The 21,969-nt window shown below is 60.1% G+C and carries 19 protein-coding genes; 18 read left to right on the top strand and 1 reads right to left on the bottom strand.

Translation table 11 applies throughout. The features are described from left to right. The first annotated feature begins 31 nt into the window (after window positions 1-31). The 18 genes from GTO89_RS08105 (at window position 32) to GTO89_RS08020 (ending at window position 21,034) form a co-directional block, all read left to right on the top strand. On the top strand, window positions 32-703 hold the full coding sequence (locus GTO89_RS08105; RefSeq protein WP_161261578.1) for a hypothetical protein: 672 nt from the start codon (window positions 32-34) through the stop codon (window positions 701-703). Window positions 704-832: 129 nt separating this feature from the next. Further along, on the top strand, window positions 833-1,840 hold the full coding sequence (locus GTO89_RS08100) for a dTDP-glucose 4,6-dehydratase (RefSeq protein ID WP_161261577.1): 1,008 nt from the start codon (window positions 833-835) through the stop codon (window positions 1,838-1,840). Then, window positions 1,837-2,991 carry a UDP-4-amino-4,6-dideoxy-N-acetyl-beta-L-altrosamine transaminase gene (pseC, locus tag GTO89_RS08095; RefSeq protein WP_161261576.1) on the top strand — a complete coding sequence of 385 codons (1,155 nt, stop codon included), beginning with the start codon at window positions 1,837-1,839 and terminating at the stop codon, window positions 2,989-2,991. The genes GTO89_RS08100 and pseC overlap by 4 nt, the downstream gene beginning before the upstream one ends. A 42-nt stretch (window positions 2,992-3,033) precedes the next feature. Next, on the top strand, window positions 3,034-4,140 hold the full coding sequence (locus GTO89_RS08090) for a PseG/SpsG family protein (protein WP_161261575.1): 1,107 nt from the start codon (window positions 3,034-3,036) through the stop codon (window positions 4,138-4,140). Window positions 4,141-4,287: 147 nt separating this feature from the next. Further along, window positions 4,288-5,091, top strand: coding sequence for a basic amino acid ABC transporter substrate-binding protein (locus GTO89_RS08085; RefSeq protein ID WP_161261574.1), 804 nt, complete (start codon window positions 4,288-4,290; stop codon window positions 5,089-5,091). A gap of 191 nt (window positions 5,092-5,282) precedes the next feature. After that, complete coding sequence (locus GTO89_RS08080; RefSeq protein WP_161261573.1) at window positions 5,283-5,948, top strand: amino acid ABC transporter permease; 666 nt, start codon at window positions 5,283-5,285, stop codon at window positions 5,946-5,948. 126 nt (window positions 5,949-6,074) lie between these two features. Further along, the gene (locus tag GTO89_RS08075; RefSeq protein WP_161261793.1) at window positions 6,075-6,797 is read left to right on the top strand and encodes an amino acid ABC transporter ATP-binding protein; all 723 of its coding nucleotides are present in this window, start codon (window positions 6,075-6,077) and stop codon (window positions 6,795-6,797) included. A 115-nt stretch (window positions 6,798-6,912) separates the two neighbouring features. After that, window positions 6,913-8,847, top strand: a complete 1,935-nt coding sequence (locus GTO89_RS17345; protein WP_161261572.1) for a motility associated factor glycosyltransferase family protein — start codon at window positions 6,913-6,915, stop codon at window positions 8,845-8,847. A gap of 96 nt (window positions 8,848-8,943) precedes the next feature. Then, window positions 8,944-9,471 (top strand): ribosome hibernation-promoting factor, HPF/YfiA family, encoded by a 528-nt coding sequence (gene hpf, locus GTO89_RS08065; protein ID WP_161261571.1) that lies wholly within the window; start codon window positions 8,944-8,946, stop codon window positions 9,469-9,471. 246 nt (window positions 9,472-9,717) lie between these two features. Continuing rightward, on the top strand, window positions 9,718-12,189 hold the full coding sequence (gene secA, locus GTO89_RS08060; RefSeq protein WP_407929492.1) for a preprotein translocase subunit SecA: 2,472 nt from the start codon (window positions 9,718-9,720) through the stop codon (window positions 12,187-12,189). 200 nt (window positions 12,190-12,389) lie between these two features. Continuing rightward, window positions 12,390-13,491, top strand: a protein-coding gene (gene prfB, locus GTO89_RS08055) for a peptide chain release factor 2 (RefSeq protein WP_161261569.1) whose coding sequence is annotated in 2 segments (ribosomal slippage) — window positions 12,390-12,458 and window positions 12,460-13,491 — 1,101 coding nt in all. Because the reading frame shifts where the segments join, the coding sequence is not laid out codon by codon here. 242 nt (window positions 13,492-13,733) lie between these two features. Then, entirely contained in the window at window positions 13,734-14,552 is an 819-nt protein-coding gene (locus GTO89_RS08050; RefSeq protein WP_161261568.1) for a transketolase, read from the top strand. A gap of 13 nt (window positions 14,553-14,565) precedes the next feature. Next, window positions 14,566-15,504 (top strand): transketolase family protein, encoded by a 939-nt coding sequence (locus GTO89_RS08045; RefSeq protein WP_204758202.1) that lies wholly within the window; start codon window positions 14,566-14,568, stop codon window positions 15,502-15,504. Window positions 15,505-15,610: 106 nt separating this feature from the next. Next, entirely contained in the window at window positions 15,611-16,309 is a 699-nt protein-coding gene (gene ftsE / locus GTO89_RS08040; protein WP_161261567.1) for a cell division ATP-binding protein FtsE, read from the top strand. Beyond that, window positions 16,306-17,193, top strand: coding sequence for a permease-like cell division protein FtsX (gene ftsX / locus GTO89_RS08035; protein WP_161261566.1), 888 nt, complete (start codon window positions 16,306-16,308; stop codon window positions 17,191-17,193). The genes ftsE and ftsX overlap by 4 nt, the downstream gene beginning before the upstream one ends. Before the next feature lie 102 nt (window positions 17,194-17,295). Next, complete coding sequence (locus GTO89_RS08030) at window positions 17,296-18,468, top strand: murein hydrolase activator EnvC family protein (RefSeq protein WP_161261565.1); 1,173 nt, start codon at window positions 17,296-17,298, stop codon at window positions 18,466-18,468. A 71-nt stretch (window positions 18,469-18,539) separates the two neighbouring features. Next, entirely contained in the window at window positions 18,540-19,712 is a 1,173-nt protein-coding gene (locus tag GTO89_RS08025) for a S41 family peptidase (RefSeq protein ID WP_161261564.1), read from the top strand. Between the two features lie 32 nt (window positions 19,713-19,744). Further along, window positions 19,745-21,034, top strand: a complete 1,290-nt coding sequence (locus GTO89_RS08020; RefSeq protein WP_161261563.1) for a PDZ domain-containing protein — start codon at window positions 19,745-19,747, stop codon at window positions 21,032-21,034. A gap of 245 nt (window positions 21,035-21,279) precedes the next feature. On the opposite strand, the gene GTO89_RS08015 is transcribed toward GTO89_RS08020, so the two are convergent. Continuing rightward, window positions 21,280-21,909 (bottom strand): redox-sensing transcriptional repressor Rex, encoded by a 630-nt coding sequence (locus tag GTO89_RS08015; RefSeq protein WP_161261562.1) that lies wholly within the window; start codon window positions 21,907-21,909, stop codon window positions 21,280-21,282. Window positions 21,910-21,969: the final 60 nt, after the last annotated feature.

Genomic DNA, 21,969 nt, shown 5'->3' with positions numbered 1-21,969 from the left:
TCTCGATAGGAAAGGCAGGAGGTGGTCAAGGATGACCGGAATTGACGCCTATCGCGCCAGCACTGCGTACCGTTCAACCACGACGACGTACCGGGGGAAACAGGAGGTTTCCCGCCAGGGCGCCAAAGAGGAAGGCAAAGCTCCTTCCACCGCGCCGGATGCTGCGACAAAGCCGTCGAAGGAAGGCGATGTCGGCGCCATCGTCGAACTGGGCCAGTCGGAGCCCAAAGGGACCTATCAGGTCAGTTGGGAGGAGATCAACCGGCTGAAGCAACAGGCGGAGCAGCAGTACAACCGTTTGATTGAAACGGTGCGCCACCTGATTGTTCAGCAGGGGAAATCCGGTAAAGACGGCGAAGATAGCGACGGGGAAATCGATGACCAGGACGAATCGGTCATCGACTCGCCGGAACTGAAGGCGGCCCGGGAACAGGCGGCCCGTGACATCGAAGATGGCGGCGAGTTCGGCGCCGACAAGGTGTCAGAACGGATCCTGAAGTTCGCCGTGGCGCTCTCCGGCGGCGATCCGAGCCGCCTGGACGTGTTGCGCAAGGGTTTCGAGGATGGGTACAAGAAGGCGGCCGAAGCCTTTGGCGGTGATTTGCCCGCCGTATGCCAGGACACCTACCAGAAGGTTATCGATGGTTTTGACAAGTGGGAAGAGACGGGAAAAGCGCCCGAGTTTTCCGATCCTGATGCATAGATGTCCCTTGACCCCGGTGTTTCCGGGGTTTTTCATCGTCCCTGCCGCGTTTGCCACGGAAACGATCGTGCAGGAGCGTCTTCACCGGCGTCGCCCACAGATACCTGCTGTAAGAAAGGATGAACCTCGTTGAAAATACTTGTCACAGGTGGCGCCGGTTTCATCGGCCGCTGGGTTGTTCTCCAACTGTTGCAAGCGGGCCACCAGGTCTGGACGATCGACGATCTCAGCAACGGGAGTGAAGGGAACCTCGCTTTTTCCAACGCCGAATTGGCGCCTCTGAAGCCGGCTGAAGCGATGGGGCGGCTGACCTACCGCCGGGGCGATATCCGCGACCGGGCGTTGTTGGCGGCCTGGTTCGCCGAGCATCGCTTCCCCCTTTGTTACCACCTGGCGGCGGAGATCAATGTCCAAAAAAGCATCGATCACCCGCAAGACACCTTTTCGCGCGATGTGGAAGGAACCTTCGGTCTCCTGGAGTTGTGCCGGGTCTATGGAACCCGCTTTGTCTTCATGAGCACCTGCATGGTCTATTCGCCGGCGCCGGAGACGGGCGGCATCGATGAAGGCCATCCTGTCCTGCCGGCATCGCCCTATGCCGGAGCCAAGCTCTCCGGCGAACACCTGGCGATCTCCTATTACCACGCCTACGGCCTGCCGGTGACGGTCATCCGGCCGTTCAACACCTACGGGCCCTGCCAAAAGACGAACGGCGAAGGCGGTGTCGTGGCCATTTTTGTCGAACGGGCGCTGCGCGGCGAACCCCTGCACATCTTCGGCGACGGGACCCAGACGCGGGACCTGCTCTATGTGGAGGACTGCGCCCGTTTTGTCATCCAGGCCGGCATCGATGAGGCGGCCGTGGGGCAGTTGCTCAACGCCGGGTCGGGCCGGGAGATCGCCGTTCGCGATCTCGCCTCTTTAATCGGCGAGGTGACCGGCGCCGGCGAGGGCTTCTCTGTCGATTGTGTGGCCCATCCCCACCCGCAGAGCGAGATCCGGCGACTTCTCTGTGACTACACCAAGGCGGAAACCTTGCTCGGTTGGCGTCCGCGCCTGTCTCTGGAAGAGGGGATCGCCCGCACAGCCGCCTGGCTGAAGGCGGTCAAACCGGAATTGAGGGGCGGCGAGCGATGACAGGGCAGGAAGAGTGGATTCCCTATGCCCGCCAGTCCATCGATGAAGAGGACATCGCCGCTGTGGCCGAGGCGCTGCGCGGCGACTACCTGACGACCGGTCCGGCCATCGACCGCTTTGAAGCGGCGCTCGCCCGCCGCGTCGGCGCCCGCTTCGGCGTCGCCGTCTCGTCGGGGACGGCGGCGCTCCATGCCGCTTATTTTGCCGCCGGCATCGGCCCCGGCGATGAGGTGATCGTCCCGGCCAACACCTTTGCGGCGACGGCCAACGCCGCCCTCTACCTGGGGGCCAAACCGGTCTTCGCCGATATCGAGCCGGACACGGGAAATGTGGACGTTGCCGCTGTGGCGTCGTTGATCACGGAGCGGACGCGGGCGATCGTACCGGTCCATTTCGCCGGATTGCCGGCGGATATTGCGGCGATCCGTGACATGGCCGAGCGATATGGCCTTCCGGTGATCGAAGACGCCGCCCATGCCCTTGGCGCCGCCGTGGAGGGCCGGCCGGTGGGAAGCCTGAGCGCCATGACCACCTTGTCCTTTCACCCGGTAAAACATATCGCCACCGGCGAAGGCGGGATGGTTGTCACTGACGACGAAGAACTGTATCGTAAATTGGTCCTTTTTCGCAGCCATGGCATCACGCGGGATCGGGCGTTCATGGAGGCGGACGAGGGCGCCTGGTACTATGAGATGCATGCCTTGGGGTACAACTACCGGATGACCGACATCCAGGCGGTCCTGGGGGAAAGCCAATTGAAGAAGTTGGACCGGTTCCTGGACCGCCGCCGGGAGATCGCCGATCGCTATGACCGGGAACTGGCCTGTCTCAATGAGGCCATCGCCCTTCCGGGGCGGCGTCGGGGACGGGAATCGGCCTGGCATCTTTATGTGATCCGTGTCGTAGCCGGTGAGGCGAGACGCAAAGCGTTCGTCGACTACCTCCGGGAACGGGGGATCCTGGTCAATGTTCATTACCGCCCTGTCTACCTGCATCCCTATTACCGGAATCTCGGCTATGGGCCGGGTCTCTGCCCGGCTGCAGAACGCTTCTACAGTCAGGCCGTCTCTCTGCCCATGTATGCCGGACTGACGGAAAGCCAACAAGCCAGGGTGATCGAGGCGGTCATCGAAGGAGCAAAGGCAACCTGATCGAGGTTGCCTCTTTTATTCCGCGACGGGGGAGGTCAAGTGATGGAGCGGACTGTCGCCTTTTACTTTGATGGGGGAAGCGGGGTCGGACTGGGCCATGTCATGCGCTGCGCCGCCCTTGGCGAGGCCTTTCGCGACCAGGGCCATCGCGTGCTGGCCGTCGGTCCCTTCGATCCGGCGGCCCAGATCCTGACCGGGGAGGTTTTTGAGTGGCGGCAGAGGGGGAACGGCGACACTGTCGAGGCGCTGTCAGAGAGCGGCGGCGCCATTGACGAAGCGCCGGACCGTTGGGCGGAGTGGCTGAAGCGACAGGGCGCTCCGCTATTGGTCATCGACTCCTATCGGATTCGACCGGAGACGGTGGGGGCGCTGCGTTCGGCAGGGCTGTTTGTGGTCTATCTCGATGATCACAACGCCTTTCCGATGACGGCGCACCTCGTGATTAACGCCGGTTTGGCGGCGGAACGGGAGAACTACCGCTTTCAAGAGGCCGGGAGAGCGCTCTTGGGACCCGCTTACACACTGCTTCGCCAGCGGGTGCTGGAAGCGAAAGAACGGCGGGAGCAACGTCTACGGCGTGAGCGTCCCCAATCGGGAGGGGCGGCGCGAATGCTTGTCACGCTGGGCGGCGGCGACCCGATGGGCCACCTGCCGCGACTGCTCGAGGCTGTGGAGAGGACGCAGCAGTCCGGACGGTCGCTGGAGGCCCATGTCATCGTCGGTCCCTATATGGGCTTTCCCGAAAGATACAGCCAGGCGCCTTGGCTCCGGCGATACGATCCCCCCACCGATATCATCGGCCTGCTGCCGGAAATGGACCTTGCCGTCACGGCGGCCGGAGTGACCCTGCAGGAGTTCCTGGCCGTGGGGATTCCTTCGGCCGTCGTCGTCCAGGCCGGCAATCAGGTTCCGGCCGCCCTTGAGGCCTGCCGCCGGGAAGCGGCGATCCCCTTGTTTCACCCGGCGCCTGCCCCTACAAGAGATGCCGTCCCGGAACCGCTTGCCACCGAGACCATCGCTCAAAGGCTGGCTCAACTGCTTGACAAGCCGGAGCGGACGAGGAGGTATGGCGAGAGGGGAAACCGGTTGATCGACGGCCACGGCGCCCGACGCTGTTATGAAGAGATCCTGAAAGAAATGCATAATTAAACAGCGTCTCGAGGGCCTGTGATTCACAACAAAGGGGGCTGCGCCGTTCCTTTATTGAGTGGAACAATCTTTTATTGTTCTTTCTTTCATCTAGCTGTATAATTATCGCAACTACATACCTATTCATGAAGAGGAGGAACTGTTCCAGTGAAAAAATGGTTAAAAACCGGAATGATGGGGCTCCTGACCCTGGGCTTGCTGGTCACCGCGACCGGCTGCGGCGGCGGTCAATCGGCCCAAGCGCCTGCTGCCTCCCCCGACAAAGCGGCCAAGAAGACGATCAAAGTAGCCACCGACGCCGCCTACGCGCCCTTTGAATGGAAAGATGAAAAAGGGCAAATCGTCGGCTTTGACATCGACCTGATCAAAGCGGTCGGCAAGGAGATCAACGCCGACATCGAACTGGTGGACACGCCCTTTGACGGCATCATCGCGGCGCTGACGAACAAGAACGTGGACATGGTCATCTCCGCCATGACCATCACGGACAAGCGCAAAGAATCGATCGACTTCTCCAAACCCTACTTCGTGGCCGTTCAGGCGATCGCCGTGAAGGAAGGTTCGCCGGTCAAGAAGTTTGACGACATCAAGGACCTGAAGGTGGGCGTCCAGAACTCGACGACGGGCCAGTATGTCGTGGAAAAACTGATGGGCGAGAAGAGCCCCAAGATTTTCCGCTATGACACCACGCCGATGGCGATGAACATGCTGGGCAACGGCGACGTCGATGTCGTCGTCGCCGATAAGCCGGTTGTGCAGCACTTCCTGAAAAACAACCCCAGCGCCAAAATGGCACTGATCGACGATGCCAGCTTTGAAAAAGAAGACTACGGCATCGCCGTCCGCAAAGGCGAGGCTGAACTGCAAAAGCAAGTCAACGACGCCCTGGACAAGCTGGAGAAGAGCGGCAAAATCAAGGAAATCTCCGATAAGTATCTGTCTGGGAAGTAATTTCTGGAATAGTGTCGAAGGGGCAATTTTTCGAGAGAAATCGGTTGGCTGAACCGGTAAGGTAGTGTATAGTATTAGGCGTATCAGGAGGAAAAGCCTGTTGCGCCTATTCTTTTTGTCTTCCATAGACCATTTACAACAGATCCTGCTGGGGCTGAACGCAAAATACTTCAGAGGAGCCAGTCGAAAACATGGATTTTAAATGGAACATCGTACAGGATTATGCCGACCTGTTTCTGGTGGGCGGGTGGACAACGGTCAAAGTGACGGCCATTTCGGTCATGATCGGCACATTCATCGGCCTGTTTATCGCGTTGGGGCGGCTCTCTCATTTGAAGCCGCTGCGCTGGCTGGCGACCCTTTACACCGACGTCATCCGCGGCACGCCCTTGCTGGTGCAGATCTTTATCGTCCACCTGGGGGCGCCGAAGCTGATCGGGCAATCCCTGCCGGCCATGACCTCAGGCCTCATCGCCTTGAGCGTCAACTCAGGCGCCTATGTGGCCGAGATCTTTCGCGCCGGGATCCAGTCCATCGACAAGGGGCAGATGGAAGCCTCCCGGTCATTGGGGATGACCTATGCCCAGGCGATGCGGTTCATCATCCTGCCCCAAGCCTTCCGGCGCGTCATCCCGCCCCTGGGCAACGAATTTATCGCCATGCTCAAAGACTCCTCCCTCGTCTCGGTCATCTCCTTGCCGGAACTGACCATGGCGGGGCGGACTGTCCTCGGTTCGACGGCGCGGGTGTGGGAAGCATGGTTGCCCGTTGCCGCCATCTACCTGACGCTGACACTGGTCTTTAGCCGCGTTGTGGCCTGGTACGAAGAAAAGTTGGCCGTAAAACCGCACCGCTAAAAGCGTTGGTTCGTCGAAGCCCGCTTCAGTGATACGTGGTGACGCAACGACGGCGACGACAGTAACAAGGGCGCCGATTACCTGACAAGTGATAGTTGAAAAACGAGGGGAATACAGATGCCGGCGATGATCGAAATCAAGGGGCTGCATAAGAAATTCGGTTCCCTCCATGTGCTGCGCGGAGTCGACCTGGAGGTGCAAGAGCGGGAAGTGGTCTGCATCATCGGTCCCTCCGGCTCCGGCAAGAGTACGCTCCTGCGCTGCATCAACCACCTGGAGGAACCGACGGACGGGCACATCACCGTCGACGAGATCGCACTCACCCACAAGGAGACCGACATCAACCGCGTCCGCGCCGAGGTGGGGATGGTCTTCCAGCGCTTCAACCTCTTTCCGCACATGACGGTGCTGGAGAACATCACCCTGGCGCCGGTGCAGGTGCGCAAGATGACCAAGGACGAGGCAGAGCGCCTCGCCCTGGAACTGCTGGCCAAGGTGGGCCTGTCGGAAAAAGCGAAAGCCTATCCGGAGCAGCTCTCGGGCGGTCAGCAGCAGCGGGTGGCCATCGCCCGGGCGCTGGCCATGCGCCCGAAGATCATGCTCTTTGACGAACCGACGTCAGCCCTCGATCCGGAGATGGTCGGCGAGGTCCTCAACGTCATGAAGGACTTGGCCCGCGAGGGCATGACGATGGTTGTCGTGACTCATGAGATGGGCTTTGCCCGTGAGGTCGGCGACCGGGTGATCTTCATGGACGAAGGGATCATCATGGAATCTGGCACGCCCGAGCAGATCTTCGGCGGCGCCCAGCATGAGCGGACGCGCGCTTTCTTGAGCAAAGTATTGTAAAGTCCATCGTTGCATAAGGCTAAGAGAGCGCCGGATTGTCCGGCGCTCTCGTGATATCCCGCCGGAGTTGCGACTGGCCTCCGGCGTCGTTGCGGTTTCAAAGGAGGAAGCTCGCGTGGCTTTTATTCCGCCCGCCTATGCGCGCTTTTTTAGCGATCCGATCTTCGAGGCCAATCTCAAGGCGCTGGCCTCTGTGCAACCGCCGCTGGCCGAGCGGATGGCCCGGTACAAGGCGCCCTATAACCAGCCTTTTGCCGTCGAGCCCGCCCGGTCCGGCGACCTGACACTGCTCTGCGCGGTCGAGGACCGGCGGCTCTACCTGCACTCGCCGGAGGATCCGCAGCAGCAGGCTCGGGAATGGGTCGCCGAATTGGCCGGCGATCCGGGGAGCGCCTTTGTCGTCTTCGGTTTTGGCTTGGGATATGCCTTGCAGGTCCTTCGGCAGGTGTTGCCGCCGAGGGTCAAAGTGCTCGTCGTCGAGCGTTCGATCGAGATTTTTTGGCTGGCCCTCTGGACCGTCGACCTGCGGGAGGTCTTGGGCGACCCGCGCTTCCGGTACGCCATCGATGTCGACGCCGGAGCGATCACGCCGATCCTGCACCAGATCAACATCTCGGCATGGGAGGCGCTGACGGCGCAGCTCTACGAGTTCAATCACCTGCTGACGCCTTTTGACGACTACTATGAGCAGGTGAAGGCTCAACTGTCGGATTTTTTTCAGACCCAGCAAATCATCGCGGCGACGGAGAACCACTTCGCCCTGATCTGGGCCTGCAATTTTTTGCGCAATCTTCCGGTGATGTTGGAGTCGGCGCCAGTCAAGCACCTCTTCGAGCGGTTTTCCTCGCTCCCCGCCGTTGTTGTTTCGGCGGGGCCGTCGCTGGAAAAGAATATGAACCGACTCGCCGACTTTGCCGAACGGGGCGTGGTGATCGCCACCAGTCCGACGCTGCGCTCGCTGCTCAAAGCGGGGATTCGCCCGCACCTGGTCATCTCCATCGATGGCGGCGAGCCGAATTACATGCATTTTCATGATTTGCCTGATGACGATGTGCCCCTTGTGTTCGATACCACCTTTTTGCCCAACATCACCGTCATCTATCGAGGCGGCGGGCGCCGCTTTGCTCTCTTCGCCCCCGATAAGGAGGAACTGTTTTCTCTCGTCGGCGATCATGTGGACGTGCGGGGTTCGTTGCTCAACGTGGGCGCTTCAGTGGCCAACCTGGGTCTGCACCTGGCCTATCGCATGGGTTGCGATCCCATCGTATTTGTCGGCCAGGATCTGGCCTACACCGGTGACGCCACCCATTTCAGCGGTTCTGTCTTTGCCGGCAGTGCTGACTCAGTCAAAGACGGGAGCGCGCGGATCGAAGCGGTCGATATCTACGGCCAAAAAACCTACACCCAGGAGATCTGGTTGGCCTTCCGGGAGTGGTTTCGCCTCTTCATCGCCGGTCATCCGGACCGTCGCTACATCAATGCCACCGAAGGCGGCATTGGCATCCCTGGCGCGGAAAACATCGCCTTGGCCGATGTGCTCGCTTCGTTGCCGATCGCCGGCGGGGGCGAGGGATCGCGTCGCGAAAGGATCGCATCCCTGGTGAATGAGGCCTTCACTGCCGGGGAAGGGGATTTTTCGCAGGCAGCGACCGCTATTGCCGGCGAACTGAAGCGCCTGTCCCGTCACTTGAAGACGATCAGCCGCCAATGCCGGAAGGGAGTCGAACTCGTCCGGCGGTACCAGATGAATGTCGATCGCGCGAGGGATGTATCGGCGACGATGCTCCCATACTATGAGCAACTGGCCAAAATCCAGCGCGGCCTGGAGGCGGACGGGAAAGCGATGGCCTTTCTGCGCCTGCCCTTTCGGCCCGTCGTCTCCCAGATCGAGCAGTCGCTGGTGTTGGCGGGCGTTGTCGATGAACGGCAGGCGGTGCGCAATGATTTGGCTCGCGCCGAGGCTTTTTTTGTCGAGATTGGACGGCGCGCCGCAGTGATTGAGCAGGTCGTTGGCGAGGTACTGGGCAGGGTGACGCAAGGTCGTGAATGATCGTGCCGTTATTTTGAATGTTTAGGCAGGAATTTCCGCACCGTTCGGGGAATATTACTGGTGAGAACAGCCACAACGATAAGGAGATGATGTTGAATGAACATCCAAGTTCGTGGCAAGAACATTGAGGTCACCAACGCCCTGAAGGAGTATGTCGTCAGACGCCTGTCCAAGCTGGAAAAGTACTTTAGCAACATCGGTGGCGCCAGGACAACGCTGGCTGTCGAAGGGGACATGGCCAAGGTGGAAGTGACTGTTCCGGCGGGCGATCTGGTCCTGCGGGCCGAGGAATCCCATCCGGACATGTATGCCGCCATCGATCTGGTCTTTGAAAAACTGGAAAAGCAGGTTGACGCCTATAAAACGAAACTGTCCCGCCGCCTGAAAGGGCAAGGGTTCAAAGAATTCGTCCCGGAAAAGAACGGCCCCGTCGCCTCAGAGCCCCGGATCGTGCGGTCCAAGCGGTTCGCCTTGAAGCCGATGCCTGTCGATGAGGCGATCATGCAGATGAACCTGATCGGTCATAGCTTCTTTGTCTTCTCCAATGCGGAAACGGAGCAGGTGAACGTGGTCTACCTGCGTAAAGACGGCAACTATGGGCTGATCGAACCGGAATTTGACTGAATAGACCGGCTGTGGTGATGTTGAGAAGGGCGCCCGATGGGCGTCCTTTTTTGATGGGCATATTTGCCTTCCATTGCATCCCCGGACCTCGGAATGATACAATAGTACTGTTTACGAGTGAATCGGAAACCAGCCGATGGATAGGCCCAGGGGGGGAGCTATCCCGTCGGATACCTGAAAGGGGTCATTTTTTTGTTTGGTTTTTTAAAGAACCTCCTCGACGACAACGCCAGGGATGTTCGCCGGATGCAGAAGACTGTCGACCGGATCAACAGCCTTGAACCGGAATGGCAGGCGCTCAATGACGCCGACCTGCAGCACAAGACCGTCGAGTTTCGCCAACGGCTGGAAAACGGAGAAAGCCTGGACGATCTGCTGCCTGAGGCCTTTGCCACTGTTCGCGAAGCCTCCCGGCGGGTGCTGGGCATGCGCCACTTTGACGTGCAGTTGATCGGCGGGATGGTCCTGCACAACGGGCGCATCGCTGAGATGCGGACCGGTGAAGGCAAAACGCTGGTGGCGACCTTGCCGTCATACCTGAACGCGTTGACCGGTCGCGGCGTTCACGTAGTCACCGTCAACGACTACCTGGCCCGGCGTGACGCCGAATGGATGGGCCGGATCCACCGCTTCCTCGGCCTTAAGGTGGGACTCGTCGTCCACGGCCTGGATTTTGACGAGCGCCGCGATTCCTATGCCGCCGACATCACCTATGGCACGAACAACGAGTTCGGCTTCGACTACCTGCGCGACAACATGGTCATTCAGCCGCAGCACATGGTGCAGCGGGAACTGAACTACGCCATCGTCGACGAAGTGGACTCGATCCTCATCGACGAGGCCCGGACGCCCTTGATCATCTCGGGGCCGGCGGACAAGCCGACGGAAAAATACTACGCCGTCGCCCGCATCGTGCCGCGCTTGAAAAACGAAGTCGATTACAAGGTCGACGAGAAGGCCCACTCGGTCGTCTTGACCGATGAGGGCGTCGACCGGGTCGAAAAGTTGCTCGGCATCGACAACCTGGCCGATTCCCTCGACTGGGCCCACCATGTCAACCAGGGGCTGAAGGCCCATGCCTTGATGAAACGGGACCGCGACTATGTCGTCAAGGACGGCGAGGTCATCATCGTTGATGAGTTCACCGGTCGCCTCATGTTCGGACGCCGGTACTCGGAAGGGCTGCACCAGTCCATCGAGGCGAAAGAGAACCTCAAAATTCAAAACGAGTCGCAGACGCTGGCCACCGTCACCCTGCAGAACTACTTCCGCATGTATGACAAGCTTTCCGGCATGACCGGCACGGCCAAGACGGAAGAGCCCGAATTCATGCAGATATATAAGATGGATGTCGTTCAAATCCCGACGAACAGAGCCACTCAGCGTCAGGATCAGGCCGACATCGTCTACCGGACGGAAGAGGGCAAATTCAACGCCGTTGTGGAAGAGGTCGTGGAAGCCTTCCGCTGCGGTCAACCGGTCCTGGTCGGCACCGTGTCCATCGTCAAGTCGGAACAGCTCTCCGACAAGCTGAAGAAGCGCGGCGTCCCCCATCAGGTGTTGAACGCCAAACATCATGAGAAGGAAGCCGAGATCATCAAAAACGCCGGTCAGCGGGGCATGGTCACCATCGCCACCAACATGGCCGGCCGGGGGACCGACATCCTCCTCGGCGATGGCGTCGACGAACTGGGCGGTCTCTATGTCATCGGCACCGAGCGCCATGAGGCGCGGCGTATCGACAACCAACTCCGGGGCCGCGCCGGACGCCAGGGCGACCCCGGCAAGACCCGTTTCTATGTGTCGCTGGAAGACGATCTGATGCGTCTCTTCGGCGCTGAAAACATTCAAGGCCTAATGGACCGCCTGGGCATGGACGACTCGATGCCCATCGAGTCGGGCATGATCTCCAAAGCCATCGAGAACGCCCAGCGCCGCGTTGAGGCGCGCAACTTCGACATCCGCAAACACGTGCTCCAGTATGACGATGTGATGAACCAACAGCGGGAAGTCATCTACGATCAGCGCCGGAAGGTGCTGAACGGCGAGAACCTGCGCGACACGGTTACCGACTTTATCGACACCCTCGTCGAGAACATGGTCAACCGCATTGCCGGTGAAGAGAAGTACGTCGAAAACTGGGATCTGCCGGCCATGCTCGCCTACGCCGAGGAGACCTTCCACATCGGCAGCGCCGTTACGGCGGAAGAGCTTCAGGAGATGGAGAAGGAAGAGATCATCGCCTATCTCCAGGAAAAGGCCCAGGAGCGCTACGGCCTGCGTGAGCAGGAACTGGGCGAGGAGACGATCCGTGAACTGGAGCGGATCATCCTCCTGCGTGTCGTCGACTCCCACTGGATGGATCACCTGGACGCCATGGATCACCTGCGCCACGGCATCGGTCTGCGCGCCTACGGCCAGAAGGATCCCCTCGTGGAGTACAAATACGAGGCCTACAGCATGTTCCAGGAGATGATCGCCAGCGTCCAGGAGGAATTCCTGCGCTACATGTTCCGGGTCAGCGTCGTTGTCGCACAGGCCGAGCCGGTCGCCCAGGAAGCCGAAGAGGAACGGACGCTCAAAAACGCCGTCGAAAACCGTTCCGACGACTCGCTGCCGAAAGAGCCCGTCAAGGCGGAGCCCCAGATCGGCCGCAACGATCCCTGCCCCTGTGGCAGCGGCAAAAAGTACAAGAAGTGCTGCGGTGAAAACGGGTAACGCGAAAAGGGGTAACTGGCCAAGGGTTTTCCCATAAGCTGAACAATGATTTCTCGATGAGGCAGGGATGCATCGGGGCGCCGATTTGCGCACGATGCATCCCGAACTTTATGAAGGCCTATCTCACTGTAGAGGCGCTTAGATTGGCCGCTTTTCCGGGCAGACAGAAGAACTCACAAAAACGAAGGGAACGATCGCCGGTGTTTAGTGAAGTGAAACGTGAACTGGGGCTCCTGGAGACCAGGTTGGACGAACTGAGGGATTCACTTTGACCTGGCGGTCAAAGAGGAACGCATCGCCGAACTGGAGCAGATGATCCTGGAGCCGGGCTTCTGGGACGATACGGAACGGGCGCAGAAGACCATGCAGGAACTGACCGGGTTGAAGGACAAGGTCAAAGCCTACCAGGATCTGCGCGGCCACTGGGAGGACCTTGGCGTCCTCCGCGAACTGGGCGCCGAAGAGGAAGACGCCGATACCCTGGCCGAGATTGAGGCAGGGATCAAGGAGATCACGGCGGAACTGGATCGCTGGCACTTGGAACTGCTGTTGAACGGGCCTTATGACCGCAACAACGCCTTGCTCACCCTCCATGCCGGCGCCGGTGGCACCGAAGCGATGGACTGGAACGAGATGCTCCTGCGCATGTACATCCGCTGGGGGGAGAAGAAGGGCTACAAGGTGGATCTCCTCGATTCCCTCCCCGGCGACGAAGCAGGGATGAAGTCGGCCACCATCTCTGTCGCCGGCGAGAACGCCTACGGCTATCTGAAGGGCGAGATGGGCGTCCATCGCCTCGTGCGCATCTCGCCCTTCGACTCCTCCGGTCGTCGTCACACCTCCTTTGCCTCTCTTGAGGTGTTGCCCGAGGTCAGCGAAGACGCCGAGATTCTGATCCGTTCGGAAGATCTGAAGGTCGACACCTACCGCGCCAGCGGCGCCGGCGGCCAGCACGTCAACAAGACCGAATCGGCCGTCCGCATCACCCACGTCCCGACGGGGATTGTCGTGGCCTGCCAGAGCGAGCGCTCCCAGATCCAGAACCGGGCGACGGCCATGCGCATGCTGCAGGCCAAGCTCTTTGAACGGCAACGGCAGGAGCAGGAGGCTGAGGTCAACCGGCTGAAGGGCGATCAGCAGGACATCGCCTTCGGCAGCCAGATCCGCTCCTATGTCTTTCACCCCTACAACCTCGTCAAAGACCACCGGACCAACACCGAGGTAGGGAACGTCTATGCCGTCATGGACGGCGAACTGGACGATTTCATTTCGGCTTATCTTGTCTGGTCGACGAAACAATAAATCGATCCCGATGAAACCTCGCTTCCCGATGGGGGGCGGGGTTTCCATATTTTCCGGAGCATGGATAAACCGTTGTCAGGGTTTGGTGTCCCGTAAACGATTTCGTCAACGACCGCCCGGTGGTAAAATTTCCGGCTTTTTCGTTTTTCCATGCCAAAAGACGCAGGATTTGGCTGAAATGGTGCAGAATATTGTCGAGATTGCTTGCTATAGGGTTTCTTTGCAGAAGGGAGTATCGCAGAATGAGTGAAGCCATCACACAGCGTCTCGAATCGACGGCCCGGCAGATCCGCCAACACATCATCGCCATGACCCATGCGGCGAACAGCGGACACCCCGGCGGGTCCCTCTCGGCGGCCGACATGGTGACAGCGCTGTTTTTCAAAGAGATGCGCATCGATCCGCAAAATCCCCGGTGGACGGAACGGGACCGCTTTGTTCTGAGCAAGGGCCATGCCGCCCCCGTCCTCTACGCGGCGCTGGCGGAACGAGGTTTTTTCCCTGTGGAAGAGCTGAAAGGCTTGCGCCAGACGGGCCATTTTCTGCAGGGCCATCCGGATATGAAAAAGGTGCCCGGAGTGGACATGTCGACCGGTTCCCTCGGACAGGGCTTGTCCGCCGCCATCGGCATGGCCTTGGGCTTGCGCCTCGACGGCAAGGACGCCCGCGTCTGGGCGATCCTCGGCGATGGGGAACTCCAGGAGGGCCAGGTGTGGGAAGCCGCCATGGCGGCCGCCCACTACAAGCTGGACAAACTGGCGATTTTTGTTGACATCAACGGCCTGCAGATCGACGGTCCTGTCGAAGAGGTCATGTCCAGCTTTCCTGTGCTGGAAAAGTTCCAGGCTTTCGGCTGGAACACCATCGAGATCGACGGCCACTCCATGCCGGCCATTCTCGACGCCATCGAGGTCGCCAAGGCGACAACGGGCCGTCCCACCTGCGTCATCGCCCGCACCATCAAGGGCAAGGGCGTGTCCTTCATGGAAAACCAGGTCGGCTGGCACGGCACAGCGCCCAATGCCGAACAAGCCGCCACAGCCTTGAAGGAACTGCAGTGAGGGAGGTTGCCTGATGAGTAAGATTGCCACCCGTGACGCCTATGGCCGCGCCCTGGCCCGCCTGGGCGCTGAGAAGGCCGATGTGGTCGTCCTCGATGCCGACCTGGCCAAATCGACAAAAACCATCGACTTCGCCAAGGTCTATCCCGAACGGTTTTTTGATATGGGCATCGCCGAACAGAACCTGATGGGGACCGCCGCCGGCCTGGCTGCCATCGGCAAGATCCCCTTTGCCAGCACCTTTGCCATGTTCGCCACCGGCCGCGCCTTTGAACAGATCCGCAACTCCATCGCCTATCCGAAGCTGAACGTGAAGATCGCCGCCACCCATGCCGGTATCACCGTCGGCGAGGACGGCGCCTCCCACCAGACGGTGGAGGATATCGCCCTCATGCGGGTGCTGCCCAACATGACTGTCCTCGCGCCGGCGGACGGCCCCGAGACGGAAGGGGCGATCCGCTGGGCCGCCGAACACACCGGTCCTGTGTACATCCGCCTGGGCCGCCTGGCCGTGCCGGTGATCAATGAGGAAAACTACGTCTTCACCCCCGGCAAGGCTGTCACCCTGCGGCAAGGGAAGGACGTCACCATCATCGCCACGGGTCTGATGGTCAGTGTCGCCCTCGAAGCGGCGGAAGCCCTGGCTGCCGAGGGAATCGGGGCCGAGGTGCTGAACATCCACACGATCAAGCCCATCGACGCCGAGGCGATTCTGGCGTCGACCGCCCGGACCGGCTGTGTCGTCACGGCGGAGGAGCACTCCGTCATCGGCGGTCTTGGCTCTGCAGTGGCTGAGGTGCTGGTGGAAGGGCAACCGGTTCCGATGGAACGGGTGGGTCTGAAAGACACCTTCGGCGAATCGGGGAAACCGGCGGAACTGCTGAAGAAATATGGCCTGACGGCAGAAGCCGTCGTCGCCGCCGCTCGTCGATCCATGGAGCGGAAGAGATAGGAGAAATTAAAGTGGGAATTTATCCCTTTTTGGGCGAAAAGCGTAACCCGAAAGAGGATATGTCGCATTTTTGTCGAACAACCTCCAGATGGGGGTTGTTATTTTTATGATACAGATGTTTAACGTCTCAAAGACCTATGCCAACGGGGTAAAGGCGCTTGTGGACGTGAACGTTCGCATACAGAAGGGGAGCTTCGTCTTTCTCGTCGGCCCTTCGGGCGCGGGAAAATCGACCTTCACCAAGCTGATCTTCCGGGAAGAGGCGCCGACACGCGGCCAGATCCTCTTCGACGGCCGCTCCCTCGTGCGCATGCGCGACGCCGAGGTGCCCTACCTGCGCCGCCAGATCGGCGTCGTCTTCCAGGACTTTCGCCTGCTCCCCAACAAGAGCGTCTATGACAACGTCGCCTTTGCCATGGAGATCGTCGAAGCGCCGTCGAAACGCATCCGCCAGCGGGTGCCTCAGGTGTTGGAGATGGTGGGCCTCGGCAAAAAAGCCGACCTGCAGCCGAGCCAGCTCTCCGGCGGCGAGCAGCAGCGCGTCTCCATCGCCCGGGCCATTGTCAACGAGCCCATGCTGATCATCGCCGATGAACCGACGGGCAACCTCGATCCCGAGACGGCTCAGGAGATCATGAATCTCCTGCTCGAGATCAACCGGCGGGGCACCACCATCATCATGGCCACCCATGCCAAGGACATTGTCGACAGCATGCGCAAACGGGTCATTGCCATCGAAGGCGGCCGCATCGTTCGCGACGAGGAACGGGGCGCCTATGAACAGGAGCGGGGGGTGATCCGGTGAAAGCGCGCACCTTCGGCTACTTTTTTCGGGAGGCCTTTCGCTCCATGTGGCACAACGGCTGGATGAGCGTCGCCTCCGTCTCGACGGTGGCCATCTCCCTGCTGATCCTGGGCATCTCCCTGCTCGTGGTGATGAACACCCACTATGCCGCCGCTTCCATCGAATCGGATCTGGAGATCATCGTGTCCCTGAAAAACGACATCGACGCCAAGCAGACCCAGTCTGTGGCCGATAAGCTGCGCGGCAACCCCCGTGTGGCCGAAGCGACCTTTGTCTCCAAGAATGAGGCCATGTCGGCCATGCGCAAGCAGTTGAGCGACCGGCCCGAGCTTTTCCGCGCCCTTGGTGAAGAGAACCCCTTCCCGGATCTGTTCCGGGTGAAGGCCAATGATCCCAATGATGTAAGTTCTCTCGCCCAGGAGTTCACCAAGATTCCCGGCGTCGAGCGGGTGAAATACGGGCAGGGTGTCGTCGAGCGGCTGCTCAAGCTGACCCAGTGGGTGCGCGTCGTCGGTCTCTCGGTGATGGGCTTGATCGGCCTTGCCGCCGTCTTCCTCATCTCGACGACGATTCGCCTGACCGTCTTTGCCTGCCGTCGCGAGGTCAGCATCATGAAGTTCGTCGGCGCCACCAACTGGTTCATTCGCTGGCCCTTTTTGCTGGAGGGCACCGTCTTGGGCTTTCTCGGCTCCCTGACGGCGGTGATCCTTGTGTACAGCCTGTATACGCCTGTCGCTGACTATATGCGCACATCGCTGCCCTTTGTCCCCGTGCGGGCCGATGCCGGCTTCCTGCTGACCATCAGCGAGATCATCCTGGCCACCGGCGTCTTTATCGGCGCCCTGGGCAGCATCATCTCCTTGCGCAAGTTCTTGAAGGTGTAACGGAAGAACGGTCGCAACGAGGGAAGCGCATCTAGCCATCGGTCTGACAGGGTTCCTATGATCAACAAAAATCCGGTGAAGGCAAGGGGAAGGAGAGGACCGATGCGACAACGCCTGATTCGCGGTTTCGTCGCCCTTTTGACGACCGCCGTCTTGCTGGGCATCGCAATGCCGGGCTTCCGCCTGGTTCCCATCGGTGTCGCCGCAGCCGATGATATCGACAGCAAGCGGCAGGAACTGGACGAAGTGAAAGGAATGATTGAAAATACCCGCCGTGACCTGCGAGCGAAAGAGCAGGAGCGCCAGGGGGTGCTGGCTAAGCTCACAGCCGTCAAGGAAGAGATGAACCGGACCGAGGTGACCCTGAACGACCTGAGCCGCAAGACAAAGGATGTGGAGGGGCGCATCGGAACGGCCGAAAAAGAGATCGCCGAAGCGCAGAAGCGCCAGGCCAGCCAGGCGGAGGCCTTAAAGGCGCGCCTGAAGGACATGTACATCAACGGCAGTGTCTCTTACCTGGACGTGATCTTGCAAGCCAGCAGTTTTATGGACTTTTTGTCCCGCATGGACCTGTTGGAGAAGATCGTCGACAGCGACGCCCGCCTGATCGCCGCCATCGAAGCGGAGGAGAAGGCCATCGCCGACCGCAAGGCCGACCTGGAGGCGCGGCGCAGCGAATTGGCCCAACTGCGCGAGCAGACGGAGGCCCAGAAAGTGGTCCTGGCCCAACAAAGTCAGGAGACGCAGAAGGTGCTCGCCCAGGTCGTCAACGAAAAGGATTCCATCGCCCGCATGCTTGATGAGGAGGAGTCGGCCTCCCGGCAACTGGAATCGGTCATCCGAGCCATGCAGAGCAAGCAAAACCGGCCCAAGATGGGCAACGGGCCCATGACCTATCCCCTTCCGAACAACACATCCGTTTCTTCTCCCTATGGACCGCGCGTCCATCCCGTCTTGAAGCAGGCGCGCTTCCACACCGGCGTTGACTTCCCCGCCCCGTCGGGCACGCCGATCCATGCGGCCCAAACAGGGGTCATCTCCATGGCCGGGTATTATGGCGCCTACGGCAACACGGTCATCATCGACCATGGCGGCGGCACCGCCACCCTCTACGGCCATATGTCTGTGATCAATGTGAGCGAAGGTCAGACGGTGCAAAAGGGCGATGTCATCGGGTTCGTCGGTTCGACCGGTTGGAGCACCGGACCGCACCTGCACTTTGAAGTTCGTGTCAACGGCAACCATACGAACCCCATGCCCTACCTGGGCGGCTGATTTTGCATAAGGGACCGTCCCTGCGAATACAGTGAAGAGAAGCGGAAAAACATGTAAGGTGGTTGAACGCATTGGCCGGTCGTCGAAGCGGTATCGTCATTGCCGCCGTCCTCGTCATCCTTCTCAGCGTCATCCTGACCGGTTCCCTGATGGTGGCTGTGCTGGGCAACGCGCAGAATGTGGGCAATCTAATCAAGGTCATTCGGCTGGTGACCACCGATTATCTCGAACCGGTGTCTGTGAACGACCTGGTCAATGGGGCCATGAAAGGCATGGTGGCCTCTTTAAAGGACCCCTACTCGGTCTATATGGAACCGCAGGAATTCAAGCATCTGGAGGAACAGATCGAAGGCGCCTTTACAGGCATCGGCGTCTATATCAGCAAAAAAGACACCAATCAGATGGTCGTTGTGTCGCCGATCAAAGGCGGTCCGGCGGAACGGGCCGGACTCAAAGCGGGCGATGTGATCGTCAAGGTCAATGGCGAAGATGTGGCTGACATGGATGTCGATGTGGCCGTATCCAAGATCAAGGGACCTGAAGGGACCGAGGTGAACCTGACCGTCTTCCGGGAAGCCGCCAAGAGCCTCCTTGATTTCAAGATCAACCGGGAAAAGGTCAACATCCCTGTGGTGACGGCGGAAATCGCCAAGAAAGACAACCGCGTTGGCGTCCTGCGCATCACCCAGTTCAACACGACCGCTTACGGCGAGGTTGACCGGGCCATCCAGAGTTTCAAGGAGAAAAAGGTCAAAGGGATCATCATGGACCTGCGCGACAACCCCGGCGGCGAACTGAACGCGGCCGTCAACATCGCCTCCCACTTCGTCCCCAAGGGGACGGTCGTCTCGGTGGTCGATCGCGAAGGTCGCAGCGACAACTATGAGACGACACGGGATTATCTCGATATCCCCGTCGTGGTGCTGATCAACGGCGGCTCGGCCAGCGCCTCTGAGATCGTCTCCGGGGCGATCAAAGACTACGGCACCGGCGCCCTGGTCGGGACGAAGACCTTCGGCAAAGGGGTCGTCCAGACCATCATCCCCCTCAGCGGCGGCGCCGGCGTCAAACTGACCATGTACAAGTACCTGACGCCGAAAGGCAACGACATCCACAAGCTCGGCATCGAACCGGATGTGAAGGTGGAACCGGAGAAATCCAACGGCGCCGCCGCCCACACCGGCGAAGAAGCCGATGTCCAGTTCGACAAAGGACTGGAAACGCTGCGAACAATGATGCGATAAAAATGATGAAATAAAGGTTGGCGGTCTCTCCGATGGAACCTTGGGATCTGATCCAACTGGTCCTGGAGGGGATGGAAGTCCTCCTCTTGCAACCGCAGGAATACCCGACCTTCTGGGTATTCCTTTTCATCATCGCCCTGCTCTACCGGCGCCAGAGCCGGATGAAAGCGGAGCTGTTTCAATTGAAACAGGAAGGCTGGTGGCGTCCGGTCCTCTACTCGGCCGCCTTCGGTGTCCTCGCCGGCTTCCTGGGTTCGCTTTTGATGCTCGCCTTCGGGATCACCATCGTGGCCGATGGATTTGTCTACCTGCTGCCGGTGGCCTTGCTGCTCGCCGTCATCCATGTGCGCTACATGTGTTACGCCTATGCGGGGGGCCTGATCTCGCTGGCCGCCATCGTGATGGGCTGGCATGAGGTCAGCGCGGCGCAGATCATGGGCATGGTGGCCATCCTGCACCTGATTGAGGCGCTGCTGATCTATCTTTCCGGTCATCTGAGCCGTCTTCCCGTCTTCATCGCCCACCGGCGGGGGATGACGGTGGGCGCCTTCAACCTGCAGAGCTTTTGGCCCATCCCGCTGCTCGTCTTGACCCTGCTGCCTATCCCCCTGGACAGCGGCCTGCCCTTTCAGGAGATCGCCACGCCCGACTGGTGGCCGCTGATCCAGCAGCCGCCCATCGACTATGATGCGGCCAAGGAGGCTGCTGTCCTCTTCCCGCTGCCGATCGTCGCCCTCCTGGGCTATGGCGACCTGGCCGTCACGCGACAGCCGGAGGAACACGCCCGCCGCTCGGCGGCGCTGCTGGCCCTCTACAGCAGCCTGCTGCTGGCATTGGCCGTTTTGGCGTCGAAGGTCCCAAGCCTGGCCCTTCTCCCCGCCCTCTTTGGCCCCCTCGGCCATGAAGCGCTGATTCTCTGGAGCCAGCGGCGGGAGATGAGCGGTCCACCGCTCTTCGCCCCGTCCCTGCGCGGGCTGCGAGTGCTCGACACGGGCGCCGGTTCGCCGGCCGAGAAACTGGGCCTGCGCGCCGGCGATGTGGTGGGGCGGATCAACAGCATGACTGTTCTCAACCAACGAGATCTGGCCATTGCCCTCTCCTGGTCGCCCATCGATGTGGATGTGGAGTACCTGCCCGGCGGGGAGGGAGCGGCCTGGCGTCGCGAGATGGTCACAAAAGGCTGGAATGAACCGCTTGGCCTGATCGCCGCGCCGGAGCCGGAGGAAGCGCCGCTGGTCACGTTGCAGGCGAACGGGGGGATTTTGACGCGGCCGCTGGCGAGGTTGCTCGCGGCGTGGAGGCGGCGGAGGAGGACCGAGTGAACGGCGACTCACCTCGGTAGGGGGAACTCACAAAAGGAACAGGAAAAGAAGACACCCCCTATGGTAGAAGTTATTGAACTCTACCCTAGGGGGTGTCTCACTATGGTTGAAGGGTTTTTGAAATTGTTCCATCTAGAGCGGTTTTCCGGGTAACAGCAAAAAAGCCGACACCGCACAAAACGATGTCAGCTTTCCATACATCCCATGATTCGCCTTCCCTGGATCGGCGATACCCTCGGTCCGCCTTATCCTCGCATCCCCAGATTGAAACTGAGCACCTCCAGGTTCACCGTCAGGTCGATGTTGCGGCACTCCACCTCAGAGGGGACATTCAGCACTGTGGGCGCGAAGTTGATGATCGCGGTGATGCCCGCCTCGATCAGCGTTTCGGCCACCGGCTGGGCAGAGGCGGAGGGGACGGTGATGATGCCGATGCGGATATCCTTCTCCCGCACCGTCTCGGCCAACTTCTCCATGGGCAGGACAGGCAGGCCGTTGGGCAACTCGCCCTGTTTGGCCGGATTGGCGTCGAAGAGGGCGATCACATCGAAGCCGCGATCCTGCAATCCCCGGTAGCCGCTCATGGCCAATCCCAAATGGCCGGCGCCGATGATGACGACAGGCCAAACCTGATTGACACAGAGCAATTTATCGACTTGTGAGCACAACTCTCTGACACGGTAGCCGACGCCGCGGATACCGAACTCGCCAAAGTAGGAGAGATCCTTGCGAACCTGGGCCGACGGAATGCCGACGGCGGAGCCAATCTCATCGGAGGAAATTATGTCAATGCCTTTGCTGCTAGCCTGATTTAAAAATCGAGAATATAGGGAAAGCCGGACCACGGTCGGTTCAGGGATCTTTAACATCTTCATCTGGGAAACCTCCGGTAACGTTTGTACTTCTAGGTCTAGCATCATATCTTTAGTATAATA

It is taken from the genome of Heliomicrobium gestii (assembly GCF_009877435.1).
Taxonomy (GTDB): Bacteria; Bacillota; Desulfitobacteriia; order Heliobacteriales; family Heliobacteriaceae; genus Heliomicrobium; species Heliomicrobium gestii.
Note: the sequence above shows the minus strand (reverse complement) of the source record. Positions and strands in the feature narration are given on the sequence as shown.

Coding starts and splice junctions, on each gene's coding strand:
- hpf (WP_161261571.1), top strand. CDS start 8,944: ATGAACATCCAAGTTCGTGGCAAGAACATTGAGGTCACCAACGCCCTG.
- GTO89_RS08050 (WP_161261568.1), top strand. CDS start 13,734: ATGAGTGAAGCCATCACACAGCGTCTCGAATCGACGGCCCGGCAGATC.
- ftsE (WP_161261567.1), top strand. CDS start 15,611: ATGATACAGATGTTTAACGTCTCAAAGACCTATGCCAACGGGGTAAAG.
- GTO89_RS08020 (WP_161261563.1), top strand. CDS start 19,745: ATGGAACCTTGGGATCTGATCCAACTGGTCCTGGAGGGGATGGAAGTC.
- GTO89_RS08105 (WP_161261578.1), top strand. CDS start 32: ATGACCGGAATTGACGCCTATCGCGCCAGCACTGCGTACCGTTCAACC.
- GTO89_RS08075 (WP_161261793.1), top strand. CDS start 6,075: ATGATCGAAATCAAGGGGCTGCATAAGAAATTCGGTTCCCTCCATGTG.
- GTO89_RS08045 (WP_204758202.1), top strand. CDS start 14,566: ATGAGTAAGATTGCCACCCGTGACGCCTATGGCCGCGCCCTGGCCCGC.
- secA (WP_407929492.1), top strand. CDS start 9,718: ATGCAGAAGACTGTCGACCGGATCAACAGCCTTGAACCGGAATGGCAG.
- GTO89_RS08015 (WP_161261562.1), bottom strand. CDS start 21,909: ATGAAGATGTTAAAGATCCCTGAACCGACCGTGGTCCGGCTTTCCCTA.
- GTO89_RS08030 (WP_161261565.1), top strand. CDS start 17,296: ATGCGACAACGCCTGATTCGCGGTTTCGTCGCCCTTTTGACGACCGCC.
- GTO89_RS08090 (WP_161261575.1), top strand. CDS start 3,034: ATGGAGCGGACTGTCGCCTTTTACTTTGATGGGGGAAGCGGGGTCGGA.
- pseC (WP_161261576.1), top strand. CDS start 1,837: ATGACAGGGCAGGAAGAGTGGATTCCCTATGCCCGCCAGTCCATCGAT.
- GTO89_RS08080 (WP_161261573.1), top strand. CDS start 5,283: ATGGATTTTAAATGGAACATCGTACAGGATTATGCCGACCTGTTTCTG.